This is a genomic window from Actinoalloteichus caeruleus DSM 43889 (assembly GCF_000429185.2).
GTDB lineage: Bacteria > Actinomycetota > Actinomycetes > Mycobacteriales > Pseudonocardiaceae > Actinoalloteichus_B > Actinoalloteichus_B caeruleus.
The window spans coordinates 3442829-3456150 of the sequence record NZ_AUBJ02000001.1 but is presented as its reverse complement, the minus strand read 5'-3'; the positions used below and the strand labels follow the sequence as shown (position 1 = coordinate 3456150).

The window sequence follows — 13322 nt, the reverse complement described above, 5'->3', positions numbered from 1 at the left end:
GTCCCCGCTGCTGAGGAGCCAGGTATGCCCAGAACGGCCGCGATCGACTGCGGTACCAACTCCATCCGCCTGCTGATCGCCGACGTGAGCGCGCGGGAGAGCGGGGGAACGACCCTGACCGACGTGCGCCGGGAGATGCGGATCGTCCGCCTGGGGCAGGGGGTGGACGCCACCGGCCAACTCGCGCCGGAGGCGGTCGAGCGGACCCGGGTCGCGCTCGCCGAGTACGTCGACATCATCGAGAGGTCCTCCGTCGACCGCGTGCGGATGGTCGCCACCTCGGCGACCAGGGACGCGCGCAACCGGGAGGACTTCTTCTCGATGGTTCGCGGCACGCTGGGAACCGAGGCCGAGGTCATCAGCGGTGACGAGGAGGCCCGGTTGTCCTTCGCCGGAGCGGTCGCCGACCTCGACCCCTCGGACGGCCCCTTCCTCGTGGTGGACGTGGGCGGGGGGTCCACGGAGTTCGTGCTGGGCGACTGGGATGGCGTCCGGGCGCGGGTCCGAGCCGCCCGCTCGGTCGACGTCGGGTGCGTCCGGCTCACCGAGCGCTGCCTGCGGGACGACCCGCCCACCGCCGAGCAGGTCGCAGCCGCGCGCGCCGTGGTCCGCGACATCACCGCCACGGCCTTCTCCGAGGTGCCGGTGGCCGAGGCCACCACCTGGGTGGGGGTCGCCGGAACGGTGACCACACTGTCCGGGCTGGCCCAGGGGCTGGCGGCGTACGACCCGGCCGCCATCCACCTGTCCCGGCTGAGCCACGAGCGCATCGCCTCGGTCACCGACTGGCTGGTCACCTCGCCCCACGCGCGACGGGCGGAGGAGAAGGTGATCCACCCCGGCAGGGTGGACGTCATCACCGGGGGAGCGGTCGTCGTCGCCGAACTCGCCGACCGGGTCCGGGCCACCGCCGGTATCGACGAGCTGGTGGTCAGCGAGCACGACATTCTCGACGGCATCGCCCTGTCCGTGGCCGGCTGACGGGTACCCACCGTCAGGTTGCCCCTATCGGGGGCTTAACCTGTCCGCTGTCCGGCGGATATGCGCTCAGCCTTCTGTAACGCTTCGTGCCTACGGTTGCTCTGGGTGTTTCAATGCGATCTGATTTTCGGGTGATCCTGTGGCGACTTCGTAATCCGTGACCTCTTGCTTGGCTGCGGATAGTGACTACGGTCGCTACATCGAAACCCGTCAAACGGGTCGGCCGCACCTGGCCGACCCCACCTGCCACGGCGACCGCCGTGGCACGAGCTGGAGGACGTTCCATGCGAGCAGGGCGAAGGACCGCCTTCGTCGCACTCCCAACGGCGGCCGCGCTGCTGTTGACGGCGTGTGGTGGAGGCGACAACGGTGGTGACAGTGCCGCCGACCCGAACTCCGAGGTGACCGTGTTCACCACGGAGCCGGAGAACCCGCTGATCCCGGGCGGCACCAACGAGACTGGCGGCGGCCGTGTGGTCGACACCATCTTCAGCATGCTCGTGCGGTACGACAACGAGGACGCCTCGTCGGTCAACGAGGTCGCCGAGTCCATCGAGGCGGACGAGGACGGTCGGGTCTTCACGATCACGATCAAGGACGACTGGAAGTTCCACGACGGCACCGACGTCACCGCCCAGAGCTTCGTCGACGCCTGGAACTGGGTGGCCTACGCCCCCAACGGCGCGCTGAACGCCAGCTTCTTCGAGAAGATCGAGGGCTACGAGGACGTCCACCCCGAGGACGAGGGCGCGGAGCCCGCCTCCGAGACCATGTCCGGGCTCGAGGTCATCGACGAGACCACCTTCCAGGTGACGCTCTCGGCCCCTTTCGCGATCTTCCCCGAGACCCTCGGCTACAGCGCCTACGCGCCGCTGCCCGAGGCGTTCTTCGAGGACCAGGAGGCCTGGGAGGCCGAGCCGATCGGCAACGGCCCGTTCCAGTTCGTCTCCCGCATCCCCGACCAGGAGATCAAGCTGGCCCGGTTCGAGGACTACGCGGGTGAGCAGCAGCCGCAGATCGAGAACCTGACCTACAAGGTCTACCAGAGCCTCGACGCCGCCTACACCGCCGTCGTCTCCAACGACCTCGACGTGCTCGACCAGATCCCGGTGTCGGCGCTGGCCGGCGACGCCTGGCAGACCGACCTCGAAGGCCGCACGCTGGAGGTCGACCTGCTCCTGAGCTACACCCTGAGCTTCCCGCTCTACGACGAGGTCTACGAGGACGTCAACCTCCGCCGCGCGCTCTCCCTGGCGATCAACCGCGAGGAGATGGCGGAGCAGATCTTCTTCGGCAACCGCCTGCCCGCGCAGAGCCGCGTGCCCGCCGTCCTGCTCGACGACCCCGAGGGCCAGTGCGAGTACTGCGACTACGACCCCGAGCGGGCCAAGCAGCTGCTCGCCGAGTCCGGCTACACCGGCGACGTGGGCATCACCTACAACTCCGACGGTGACCACCAGCAGTGGGTCGAGGCCGCCTGCAACAGCATCGCGAACACGCTGGAGATCGGCTGCAACCCGGAGCCGGTGCAGACCTTCAACGTGCAGCGCGAGATCGCCAACGCGCGCGAGTTCACCACCATGTACCGGACCGGCTGGAAGGCCGACTACCCGTCGATCGAGAACTTCCTGACCCCGCTGCTGCGCACGGGTGCCTCCTCGAACGACGGTGACTACAGCAACCCGGAGGTCGACGCCAAGCTCGACGAGGCCGACCAGGCCTCGTCGGTCGAGGAGGCCACCGAGCTGTACATGGAGGCCGAGCGGATGATCAACGAGGACATGCCCTCCATCCCGGTCTTCGACGACAAGGGCCAGGCCGGCCACTCGACCCGTGTCGAGAACGTGCACCTGAACCCGCTCCGTACGCTGGACGTGCTCTCGCTGTCCCTCGCCTGAGCCGACTGACCGGCACCGACGGGTCGGATCGCACGTGCGGTTCGGCCCGTCGGCGTGAGGGATCGAACACACCCCCCGCACCGACCTCGCCCGCCACCGTCACCGGACGGACGGGCTCGGACAGGTGAACAGGCCGGGTACCGTGGCCCAGATGGCACGGTCCCGGCCCTTCCGCCGTCCGGGCCCCACCCACCACGAACGGAACGGGGTTCAGGAGGACCCATGGGCCGCTATGTGGCCAGACGACTGCTACAGCTGATACCGGTCTTCATCGGCACGACGTTCCTGATCTACCTGCTGGTCTGGGCGCTGCCCGGAGACCCCTTCGCCGGCAAGTGCGGCGAACGCCCCTGCCCCGAGTCGTTCGTGGCAGTCATGCGTGAGAAGTTCAACATGGATGACCCGCTGTTCATCCAGTACGGCAAGTACCTGCTCAACCTGCTCCAGGGGGACTTCGGGGAGACCTTCTCCGGCACCTCGGTGGGCACGCTGATCAGCAACGCCTACCCGGTCACCATCCGGCTCGCGCTGATCGCCCTCCTCTTCGAGGCGCTGATCGGTGTCATCGCCGGCATCCTCACCGGCCTGCGCGGTCGGGGCTTCATGGACAACCTCGTCCTCGTCTCCACCCTGTTCCTGATCGCCATCCCCACCTTCGTCACCGGTTACCTGGTGCAGACCGTGTTCGGGCTCCAGCTCGGCTGGATCGCGCCGACGGTGTCGGGGAACGCGAGTTGGGGGGAGCTCCTGGCACCTGGATTCGTGCTGGCCAGCGTGTCGATGGCCTACGTGGCGCGGCTCACCAGGACCAGCATCGCCGAGAACAAGCGCGCCGACTTCGTGCGCACCGCCGTCGCCAAGGGGCAGCCGCAGCACCGGGTGGTGGGAGTGCACCTGCTCCGCAACTCGGCCATCCCGGTGGTCACCTTCCTCGGCACCGACCTCGGCGCCCTCATGGGCGGCGCCATCGTCACCGAGGGCATCTTCAACATCAACGGCATCGGAGGCCTGGTCTTCCGCTCGATCGCCCGGCAGGAGGGCACCACGGTCACCGGGGTCGTCGTGCTGCTGGTGATCGTCTACCTGGTGATGAACCTGCTCGTGGACCTGCTCTACGCGGTACTTGACCCGAGGATTCGCTATGACTGACCCGACGGCCGCGGCCAGCGCGGGCAAGATGGAGACCCGCGCACAGGAGGAGATCACCGCCGAGGGGCACGGCGCCCGGCCAGGCGGCGGAGCCGACGACGGCAAGCAGCGGAGCCTGTGGGGCGACGCGTGGGTGAGCCTGCGCCGCAGGCCGATCTTCATCATCTCGGCGGTCATCATCCTGTTCCTCACGGTGATGGCGCTCTTCCCCGGTCTGTTCACCTCGGTGGACCCGACCAAGGCCGATCTCTCCCTCGCCAGGCAGACGCCCTCCGCCGACGCGTGGTTCGGTTACGACCAGCAGGGCAGGGACATCTACGCCCGGGTGATCCACGGGGTTCGGGCCTCGCTGGTGGTCGGGGTGCTCGCCACCCTGGGCACCGTGCTGCTCGGCAGCCTCGTCGGCCTGTTCGCCGGCTTCTACGGCGGCTGGCTTGACGCGATCCTGTCCCGGTTCGCGGACGTCTTCTTCGGGCTGCCCTTCGTGCTCGGCGCGATCGTCATCCTGTCGACGTTCAACCCTCCCGGCACGCCCTACGGGCCGGTCCGGATCATCTTCCAGGTCATCTTCTCGATCGTCGTGCTGTCCTGGCCGGTGACGATGCGGATCATGCGGTCCGCCGCGCTCACCGCGAAGCAGCAGGACTACGTGAAGGCGGCTCGGGCACTGGGGGCGAGCCCGACCAGGATCATCTTCCGGCACCTGCTGCCGAACACCCTGGCCCCGGTGCTGGTCTACGGCAGCATCGCCCTGGGCACCTACATCGCCCTGGAGGCGACGCTGTCCTTCCTGGGCGTCGGCCTGCGGACGCCGGTGGTGTCCTGGGGCGTGATGATCAGTGACGCGAAGGAACTGCTCAGGATCGCCCCCCACATGCTGCTGTTCCCGGCGGGCGCGCTGGCCGTCACCGTGCTGGCCTTCGTCATGCTCGGCGACGCGGTGCGCGACGCCCTCGACCCGAAGATGCGATAAGGAGGTGCCGAACGTGTCAACGGAGGGACATCCGGCGGAACCGCCGAACGAGTCTCCGCTTCAGGACCCGGCGGCGCCGGCCGTCGTCCAGCAGGGTGCGGAACCGCTGCTGGCGGTCTCCGGCCTGCACGTGGAGTTCCGCACGCGGGAAGGCGTGGCCAGGGTCCTCAACGGGGTCCGCTACCACGTCGACGCCGGTGAGACGCTGGCGGTGCTGGGCGAGTCCGGCTCCGGCAAGAGCGTCACCGCCAACACCGTGATGGGCATCCTGGAGATGCCGCCAGCCGCGATCACGGCCGGAGAGATCCGGTTCCGGGGCGAGGACCTGCTCACCGCCACCGCCAGCCGGCGGCGGGAGGTCCGAGGCGAGGGCATCGCCATGATCTTCCAGGACGCGCTCTCCGCGCTGAACCCGGTGTTCACCGTCGGGTTCCAGATCGAGGAGCAGCTCCGGCAGCGCCGCGGCATGAGCAGGAGGGACGCCAGGAAGCGGGCGATCGAACTGCTCGACCTGGTGCGCATCCCCAACGCCAAGGGCCGGGTGCGGCAGTTCCCGCACGAGTTCTCCGGCGGGATGCGGCAACGGGCGATGATCGCGATGTCGCTCGCCCTGGATCCCGAGGTGCTGATCGCGGACGAGCCGACCACCGCGCTGGACGTCACCGTGCAGGCGCAGATCATGGACCTGCTCGCGGAGATCCAGCGCGAGCGGAACATGGGGATGGTCCTCATCACCCACGACCTCGGCGTGGTCGCCGAGGTCGCGGACCGGATCGCCGTCATGTACGCGGGGCGGATCGTCGAGGAGGCGGACGTCCACTCGATCTACCGCCAACCCGGCCACCCGTACACCCGCGCGCTGATGGACTCCATGCCGAGGCTGGACCAGCGCGGTCAGGAACTGAACACGATCAAGGGCCTCCCGCCGAGCCTGACCGCCATCCCGAAGGGCTGCCCGTTCCACCCCCGGTGCCCGATGGCGATCGACCTCTGCCGGGAGAAGGACCCCGAGCTGCTGCCGATCGCCGAGGGGCGCGTCAGCGCCTGCCACCGTAGTGATGAGTTGATGCGCGATGAGTGAGCCGATCCTCCAGGTGCGCGACCTGGTCAAGCACTTCCCCGTCAAGCGCGGGGTGCTGTTCCGGCGCACCATCGGACAGGTCAAGGCCGTCGACGGCGTCTCGTTCGACCTCAACAAGGGCGAGACGTTGGGCGTGGTCGGTGAGTCGGGGTGCGGCAAGTCCACCCTGGCCCAGGTGCTGATGCGCCTGGAACCGGCGACCTCGGGTACGGCGCTGTTCGAGGGCCAGGACATCTTCTCGCTGAACGGGTCGGCGCTGCGACGGCTGCGCCGGGACATCCAGATCGTCCTCCAGGACCCGTACACCTCGCTCAACCCGAGGATGACGGTCGGGGACATCATCGGCGAGCCCTTCGAGATCCACCCCGAGGTGGCCCCGAAGGGTGACCGCAAGGCGAAGGTGCGGGAACTGCTCGACGTGGTCGGGCTCAGCCCCGAGCACGTCAACCGCTACCCGCACCAGTTCTCGGGCGGTCAGCGGCAGCGGATCGGCATCGCCAGGGCGCTGGCGCTGCGGCCGAAGGTGATCATCTGCGACGAACCGGTGTCGGCGCTGGACGTGTCGATCCAGGCGCAGGTGATGAACCTGCTCGCGGAGCTGCGCCGCGAGTTCTCCCTGTCGTACGTGTTCATCGCGCACGACCTGTCCGTGGTGCGGCACCTCTCCGACCGGGTGGGCGTCATGTACCTGGGCCGCATGGTGGAGATGGGGACCGAGGAGCAGATTTACGAGCACCCCACCCACCCGTACACCCAGGCGTTGCTGTCCTCGGTGCCGGTGCCGGACCCGTCGCTGCGCGGCCAGCGGGAGATCATCCGGTTGACCGGGGACGTGCCCAGCCCGGTGTCCCCGCCCTCCGGGTGCCGGTTCCGCACCCGGTGTTGGAAGGCGCGGGACCTGTGCGCCACCGAGACGCCGCCGCTGGTGGACCCGGGGACGTCCCCGGTGGAGGGCGCCACCTGGCCGGGTGGTGACGAGGGCGCGTCGCACCCGAGTGCGTGCCACTTCCCGGAGGAGAAGCCGAAGGTCGTGGCCTGAAGACGGGTGGGGGTTGGTGGGCCGGGTGGTCCGCCAACCCGGCGGCCGGATGAGCCGGTGACGGGGCGGCGTTCCGCGCGGGACGCCGCCCCGCGTCATGCCGGTGGTCGGGGGCGCTGGCCCTACCGTCGGTTTCGGGGTGGTGCGAGGTGGTCGCGGGTGGTCAGGGGAGCTCGGCGATCGGTCGCTCCGGGCGGTCCAGCCACAGCACGTGCTGCCAGTCCCACGGTTCACGGACCGGTGAGCCCCTGCTGCCGCCGGGACACGCGTACCGCCCAGCCCTCGGCTGTGGGGTGGGCGTGGGCGGTAAGGGCCTCGAAACCGGGTTGGCCGGCGTCGTTCCAGGCCCGCACCGATCGCCTGAGCTGGTGGAGCAGGCGATCTGACCCGGCGTGGTGGATCGTGCCGTCCGGCCGTACCACTGCCGCGCTGTCGTGGCCGGCGAGGCCGATCCCCCACCCTTCGGGGTCGCCAGCGGTGGCGGCCTGGTCGGGGTGGGTGGCCAACACCCATGCCTTGAAGCCGTCGCGGTTCTCCGGGGCCGACGGCAGCGGGGTCATCGTGGGGGTGAGGTCGCGCAGGAGTTCGGCGGCAGCGGAGGGATGGGCGTGCAGCGCGGCCCCGCTGATCCAGCACGGTCCCTGGGGTGTGTGTCGTGCCGCGTCCACGTAGCGGATCGGGAGCCGGAACTCGGTGAGGACCCTCGCGTGCATCTCGATCATGCTGCCTGGGTGCGGGCTGAGCAGCCACGGTTGTCCTCCCGTGACGTGGCAGCGCAGTACGGCGTTGGCCAGGGCGACCTCGGCGACCTTGACGGAGGTGACGACGACCGCACCCGGTGTCACCTGCTCCATCCACGGTCGCGGCAGGACGTGCGGGGTGGCCCAGGCGATGATCCGGTCGTAGGGGCCACCGGCGGCCCACCCCTGGTACCCGTCGCCGACGCGCGGGTCGACGTTGGTGGTGCCCGCGCGCCGGTGCAGGTCGTGCGCCCGGGCGATGAGCGCGTCGTCGATGTCGAGAGTGACGACATGACCCGACGGGCCAACCGCGTGGGACAGCAGCGCCGAGGAGTACCCGGAGCCGGTGCCGATCTCCAGCACGCGATGTCCAGGGTGGGCGTCGAGGCGTTCGAGCATGAGCGCCATCAGCGACGGGGACGTGGAGGAACTGGTGGGTGTGCCACCGGCATCGTGGCGGGTGATCAACGAGGCGTTCGTGTAGATGGCCTCCAGAGCGGCGCCGTCCGTGGCCAGGTCGTGTTCAGCCCGCTCGCCGGACGGGTCGTGCAGGACGAACCGGCTGACGAAGGCCTCGCGTGGCACGGCCAGGAATGCTTCTTCCCACCGGGAGCCGCGCAGGAATCCGTCGGCGCTGAGCTTGTCGGTCAGCTGTCGACGCAGCGGGGCGCTGTGGTGCGTGGTCGGGGTCATGGGTTCACTCCGAGGAGTTCGTCGGCGAGCGCCCGCGACAGGGGGAACGCGGCTTTCCTCTCCTCGGAGGTGGTGAGCTGCCGGGTCGGAGCGCCGGTTGACCTGGTCACGCGCGGCTCGCGGAAGCACCGGACGGAGGCTCGCTCGACCGCGCGGCACGAGGGGCTGTCCACTGGGCCGGGGTTCGCCGGGCGTCGGGTGCGCGCCCGCGGGGAACGACCGGGCGGCCAGGGGGTCGCCACGAGGGTGGGCATCACGTCCATCTCGGATTCTTACCACGCGTGATCACGACATTTCGGACGGTGTTCGCCGTGGTCCGGGTGGCCGTCCACGGCTCAAGCACCAGCCCCGCCTGCTGGGGAAGCGGCCACCCTCGGTGTGCGGCCAGGGCGGATGGTCGCCGGCGCCGCCACGAGGAGGGCTCCCGCCGCTCAACCGGGGAGGGCCTCGATCGACGGGAGGTCAGGGGGCGCACCCGGTCCCGAACCGCGCCCACCTCGCTCTCGCTCGGGTGCTGGCGTCTCGCGCGCCTCCCACCCGGGTGCCCGACGAGGACGCGCCCGCCCCTCCCGGGAGGGCGAGCGGGGCGGGCGCGCGGTGTGCTGTCCGTCGGGGACGTCCTAGCCGTTCAGGGTGTTCTCGATGAACTCGGCGAGGTCGGCGGACTGCTGGACCCGGGACTCCTCGTGGACGTACATCATGTGCCCCGCCTCGTAGTAGCGGAACTCGACGTTGTCCTGGAGCGCGGCGGGGATCGGCAGGTGCGCGAACACGTGCTCGGCGGCGAAGTGCGGCGTCGCGCCGTCGTGGTAGCCGCAGGCGACGTGCACCCGCAGGTGCGGGTTGGCGCGCATCGCCGTCGCCAGGTCGTCCGTGGACTGGACGTGCGAGCCCTCGAACTCGGCGTAGGACCACGGCTGCACCCGACGGGACAGGACCTCGTAGGGCAGGTCGTTGTGGTAACCCAGCTCGGAGCGCAGGTAGTGGTTGAGCGCGGCGCTGTAGGGGCCGGTGATCGCGTTCATGCTCGGGTCGGCGGTGAAGCGCTCGAACGCGCCGTCGGCCTCCCAGCCCCGGAACCGCCCGTCCAGCCGCCCCACGACCTCGCCGCGCTCGCGCAGCAGCTCGGTGAAGAAGCGGATGTGCTCGATCCGCAGGTCCACCTGGTCGACGTACTTCTCCGACAGCCCGGTGAGCCGCGCGAGGGTGGCCACCGCGTCGGCGCGTTCCTCGCTGGTGAGCCGGGCTCCCCTGGCCAGCGCCCACGGGTAGTCCCTGGCCGCGTAGGCCTCGGCCTCGTCCAGCACCTCGCGCAGCGGCCGGTCGCCGTGCAGGCCGTGGTAGTGCGCGATCGCCGCGTAGGTGGGCAGGAACAGCGAGTAGGGCAGGTCGTTGCCCTTGGTGAAGCGGATGGTTCCCATGTCCAGCACGCTGGAGATCAGCAGCAGGCCGTTCAGGTACATCCCGTAGCGGGACTGGAGGTGGTTGGCCAGACCGGCGGCCCGGAGGGTTCCGTAGGACTCGCCAGCGAGGAACTTCGGTGACATCCACCGACCGTTGCGGCTGGTCCACAGCCGGATGACCTCGCCGATGGAGTCCAGGTCGCCCCGGAAACCGTGGAACTGATCGGGTTTCTCGCCTTCGGCCGCCCGTGAGTAGCCCGTGGAGACCGGGTCGATGAACACCAGGTCGCTGTGCGCGAGGAGGGTCTCGTGGTTGTCGGCCAGTCCGTAGGGAGGGGGGAGCAGGTCGCCGGCGTCGCCCATCACCACGCGGCGGGGGCCGAGCACCCCGAGGTGCAACCAGACGCTGGACGAGCCGGGGCCACCGTTGAAGGCGAAGGTCACCGGCCTCGTGCCCGGGTCGGCGCCGTCCAGCGTGTAGCTGGTCACGAAGATCTCCGCCTTCGGGCGGTGCCCGTCGAACACCCCGTCGGTGTGCACCTCCTCCCGTAAGACGACGCGACCGGTCGTCGCTGTGTAGGGGAGGGTCCGTTCACCCACGGTCAGGCTGTGCTGGGTGGTGACCAGGTCGTCGGTCGGGGTCTCCGCCGTGCGGGTGGCCGTCGCGTCGGCGGCGTGGTCCTCCCGCTCGCTCGGCGCGCTCGCGCCCTCGGTGTTCGCCATGCGCCGCAGCCTACGGAGCGGACGCTCACGAGCGCGAGAACCTTCCGGTCACGTGCTGCCGCCGGGACGCGGTGCCCGGACATCGGGGGTGCTCACCCTGGTGGCTCCGGACATGACGAACGGCTCCGGTGGGCAGGGTGGAGGTATGGAGGAGACACCCTGGCCCGCCGCCGTCGCGCCCACGCTGACGGGGATCGACGAGCTGGACGAGGTCCTGCCCACCTGTCGGGCCTGCCCCCGGCTGGTGGCGTGGCGGGAGGAGGTCGCGCGGGTGAAGCGGGCAGCTTTCCGCGACGAGGAGTACTGGGGGCGGCCGGTGCCCGGGTTCGGGCCGAGGGACGCGGCGCTGGCCGTCGTCGGCCTGGCGCCGGCCGCGCACGGCGGGAACCGCACGGGCCGCATGTTCACGGGGGACCGGTCCGGCGAGGTGCTGTACGCGGCGATGTACCGCGCTGGGTTGGCGTCCCGGCCGGACTCGGTCCGGCCCGGGGACGGCCTGACATTGAGGTCCACGCGAGTGACCTCACCCGTGCACTGCGCGCCCCCGGACAACAGGCCGACACCCGGTGAGCGGGACACCTGCCGCCCCTGGCTGGCCCGGGAGTTCGAACTGCTGGCACCCACCCTGCGGGCGGTGCTGGTGCTGGGCGGGTTCGGCTGGCAGGCGGTGCTGCCGGTGCTCGCCGCCGCGGGCTGGCGCGTCCCCCGGCCCCGCCCCGCCTTCGCGCACGACGCCCACGTGGTGCTGCCCTCCGCGTCGGAGGGCGGTCCACTGCACCTGCTGGGCTGCTACCACGTGAGCCAACGCAACACCTCGACCGGCCGCCTCAGCCCCGGGATGGTGGAGGACCGGCTCCGCGCGGCGGCGCGGGTGGCCGACATCGCGGAATGAACTGCCTCACGCTGAGCCAGGGGGACGAGGGCCGGTTAGCCCGTTCGTGGTAGCCCTTCCAGGGCGGCGATTTGTCCGGTTCCCCGATACGGATGGTGTTTGCGCAGGGAGTGGAGAGCGAGCCGGGTCACAATGAGCCACCACTGAACGGTTCGGGTGACGTCGCCGGTGCAACCATGGAGGCATGGCTGGTGTGAAGTCCGGACCGACGCGCATTGTGATCGTCGGCGGTGGATACGTCGGAATGTATACGGCCCTGCGCCTACAGTCAAAGTTGCGCGGGCGGGAGGCCTCTGTCACGGTCATCGACCCGCAGCCCCACATGACCTACCAGCCGTTTCTCCCCGAAGCGGCGGCCGGGTCGATCGAGCCCCGGCATGTGGTGGTCCCGCTCCGGCGCACGCTGCGCCGGTGCCACGTGGTGACCGGGCGGGTCACGCGGATCGAGCACGCCCGCAACGCGGTGACCGTCGAGAACCAGGACGGTGTGGTCGAGGAGATCGAGTACGACCAGCTGGTCGTCTCGCCCGGTTCGGTGGCCAGGACGCTCCCGATCCCCGGGCTCCCGGAACAGGGGATCGCCTTCCGGACGGTCGGTGAGGCCATCTACCTCCGCAACCACGTGCTGTCCCGGCTGGACCAGGCCGCCTCGACGCAGGACCCGGAGGTGCGCAGGAAGCTGCTGACCTTCGTGGTGATCGGCGGCGGCTTCGCGGGGATCGAGGCGCTCGCCGAGCTGGAGGACATGGCGCGCTACGCCGTCCGCTACTACCCCTCGATCAAGCAGTCCGAGGTCCAGTGGGTCCTCGTCGAGGCCGCGAACAGGGTCATGCCCGAGGTCAGCCCGAAGATGGGTGTGTACACGGTGCGCCGGCTGGAGGAGCGCGGGATCCGCTGCTACCTCGAGACCCGGGTGGAGAGCATGGTCGACGGTCGCGTCGTCCTCTCCGACGGCACCGAGTTCGACGCGGACACCATCGTCTGGACGGCGGGGGTGAAGGCCAACCCGATGCTCCGGGACACCGACCTGCCCCTCGACGAGCGGGGCCGGGTGCGCTGCACCGCCGCCCTCCAGGTCGAGGGGACCTCCGACGTGTGGTCGGCGGGGGACTGCTCGGCCGTTCCCGACCTGTCCAAGGCCGAGACGGACCCCAACGCGACGTGCAGCCCGTCCGCCCAGCACGCGGTCCGGCAGGCCCGTCAGCTCGCGGACAACCTGATCGCCTCGCTGCGGGGCAGGCCGACCCGCCAGTACAAGCACGCCCACGTGGGTTCGGTCGCCGGCCTGGGTCTCTACAAGGGTGTCGCCGACGTGTACGGGATCAAGCTGAAGGGCTTCCCCGCGTGGTTCATGCACCGCACGTACCACATGAGCCGGATGCCCACCTTCAACCGCAAGGTCCGCATCGTCATCGACTGGACGCTCGCCCTGCTGCTGCGCCGCGAGGTCATCTCGATGGGGCAGATCCAGGACCCCAAGGCCGAGTTCGCCAGGGCCACCGCCAAGTGAGTTGTGCCACCGAGGCGGAAACAGCGTGGTTCCCGCCCGGGTGCGCCGTTCGGTTGAGCGCGCTGCTCCGTTCGCCCGGACCCCTTCGCCACTTCATGTAGTAGTTTTTCATTCAACTCTCGCTCAGATGGTCCAGTCGAGCGATAATGTTTCCGGCTCAACTTGACAGTGAGTAAGCCGAACCCGAAACTACTGCCCGGTGATCCACTCCAAGGTGTGGTTTCGCGCGTCGGAAAGAGG

Annotated in this window: 10 protein-coding genes; 8 read left to right on the top strand and 2 right to left on the bottom strand. The window is 69.9% G+C overall.

Annotated features, from left to right (window positions below):
- The first annotated feature begins 24 nt into the window (after positions 1-24).
- From G443_RS13320 to G443_RS13295, 6 genes are all read left to right on the top strand, one after another.
- A complete protein-coding gene (locus tag G443_RS13320) occupies positions 25-981 on the top strand; it encodes a Ppx/GppA phosphatase family protein (protein WP_026417385.1) in 957 nt (318 codons plus the stop codon).
- A gap of 284 nt (positions 982-1265) precedes the next feature.
- Positions 1266-2879 (top strand): peptide ABC transporter substrate-binding protein, encoded by a 1614-nt coding sequence (locus G443_RS13315; RefSeq protein ID WP_026417384.1) that lies wholly within the window; start codon positions 1266-1268, stop codon positions 2877-2879.
- A gap of 222 nt (positions 2880-3101) precedes the next feature.
- Complete coding sequence (locus G443_RS13310; protein WP_016700513.1) at positions 3102-4028, top strand: ABC transporter permease; 927 nt, start codon at positions 3102-3104, stop codon at positions 4026-4028.
- Entirely contained in the window at positions 4021-5001 is a 981-nt protein-coding gene (locus tag G443_RS13305; protein ID WP_026417383.1) for an ABC transporter permease, read from the top strand. Before G443_RS13310 ends, G443_RS13305 begins: the two co-directional genes overlap by 8 nt.
- Before the next feature lie 106 nt (positions 5002-5107).
- Complete coding sequence (locus tag G443_RS13300) at positions 5108-6082, top strand: ABC transporter ATP-binding protein (protein WP_035273441.1); 975 nt, start codon at positions 5108-5110, stop codon at positions 6080-6082.
- Positions 6075-7121 (top strand): ABC transporter ATP-binding protein, encoded by a 1047-nt coding sequence (locus G443_RS13295; protein WP_026417381.1) that lies wholly within the window; start codon positions 6075-6077, stop codon positions 7119-7121. Before G443_RS13300 ends, G443_RS13295 begins: the two co-directional genes overlap by 8 nt.
- A gap of 230 nt (positions 7122-7351) precedes the next feature.
- Here G443_RS13295 and G443_RS13290 read toward each other — a convergent pair whose 3' ends face one another.
- Both G443_RS13290 and G443_RS13285 read right to left on the bottom strand, forming a co-directional pair.
- Positions 7352-8554 (bottom strand): methyltransferase domain-containing protein, encoded by a 1203-nt coding sequence (locus G443_RS13290; protein ID WP_051313321.1) that lies wholly within the window; start codon positions 8552-8554, stop codon positions 7352-7354.
- Positions 8555-9174: 620 nt separating this feature from the next.
- Positions 9175-10680, bottom strand: coding sequence for a S10 family peptidase (locus tag G443_RS13285; protein WP_026417379.1), 1506 nt, complete (start codon positions 10678-10680; stop codon positions 9175-9177).
- A gap of 145 nt (positions 10681-10825) precedes the next feature.
- Here G443_RS13285 and G443_RS13280 point away from each other — a divergent pair, with 145 nt between their 5' ends.
- Together G443_RS13280 and G443_RS13275 are read left to right on the top strand one after the other, a co-directional pair.
- The gene (locus G443_RS13280) at positions 10826-11572 is read left to right on the top strand and encodes a uracil-DNA glycosylase (RefSeq protein WP_026417378.1); all 747 of its coding nucleotides are present in this window, start codon (positions 10826-10828) and stop codon (positions 11570-11572) included.
- 184 nt (positions 11573-11756) lie between these two features.
- Positions 11757-13082: an NAD(P)/FAD-dependent oxidoreductase gene (locus G443_RS13275; RefSeq protein ID WP_026417377.1), complete on the top strand. Its 1326-nt coding sequence runs from the start codon at positions 11757-11759 to the stop codon at positions 13080-13082.
- Positions 13083-13322 lie beyond the last annotated feature (240 nt).

Coding starts and splice junctions, on each gene's coding strand:
- G443_RS13295 (WP_026417381.1), top strand. CDS start 6,075: ATGAGTGAGCCGATCCTCCAGGTGCGCGACCTGGTCAAGCACTTCCCC.
- G443_RS13315 (WP_026417384.1), top strand. CDS start 1,266: ATGCGAGCAGGGCGAAGGACCGCCTTCGTCGCACTCCCAACGGCGGCC.
- G443_RS13285 (WP_026417379.1), bottom strand. CDS start 10,680: ATGGCGAACACCGAGGGCGCGAGCGCGCCGAGCGAGCGGGAGGACCAC.
- G443_RS13320 (WP_026417385.1), top strand. CDS start 25: ATGCCCAGAACGGCCGCGATCGACTGCGGTACCAACTCCATCCGCCTG.
- G443_RS13305 (WP_026417383.1), top strand. CDS start 4,021: ATGACTGACCCGACGGCCGCGGCCAGCGCGGGCAAGATGGAGACCCGC.
- G443_RS13275 (WP_026417377.1), top strand. CDS start 11,757: ATGGCTGGTGTGAAGTCCGGACCGACGCGCATTGTGATCGTCGGCGGT.
- G443_RS13280 (WP_026417378.1), top strand. CDS start 10,826: ATGGAGGAGACACCCTGGCCCGCCGCCGTCGCGCCCACGCTGACGGGG.
- G443_RS13310 (WP_016700513.1), top strand. CDS start 3,102: ATGGGCCGCTATGTGGCCAGACGACTGCTACAGCTGATACCGGTCTTC.
- G443_RS13290 (WP_051313321.1), bottom strand. CDS start 8,554: ATGACCCCGACCACGCACCACAGCGCCCCGCTGCGTCGACAGCTGACC.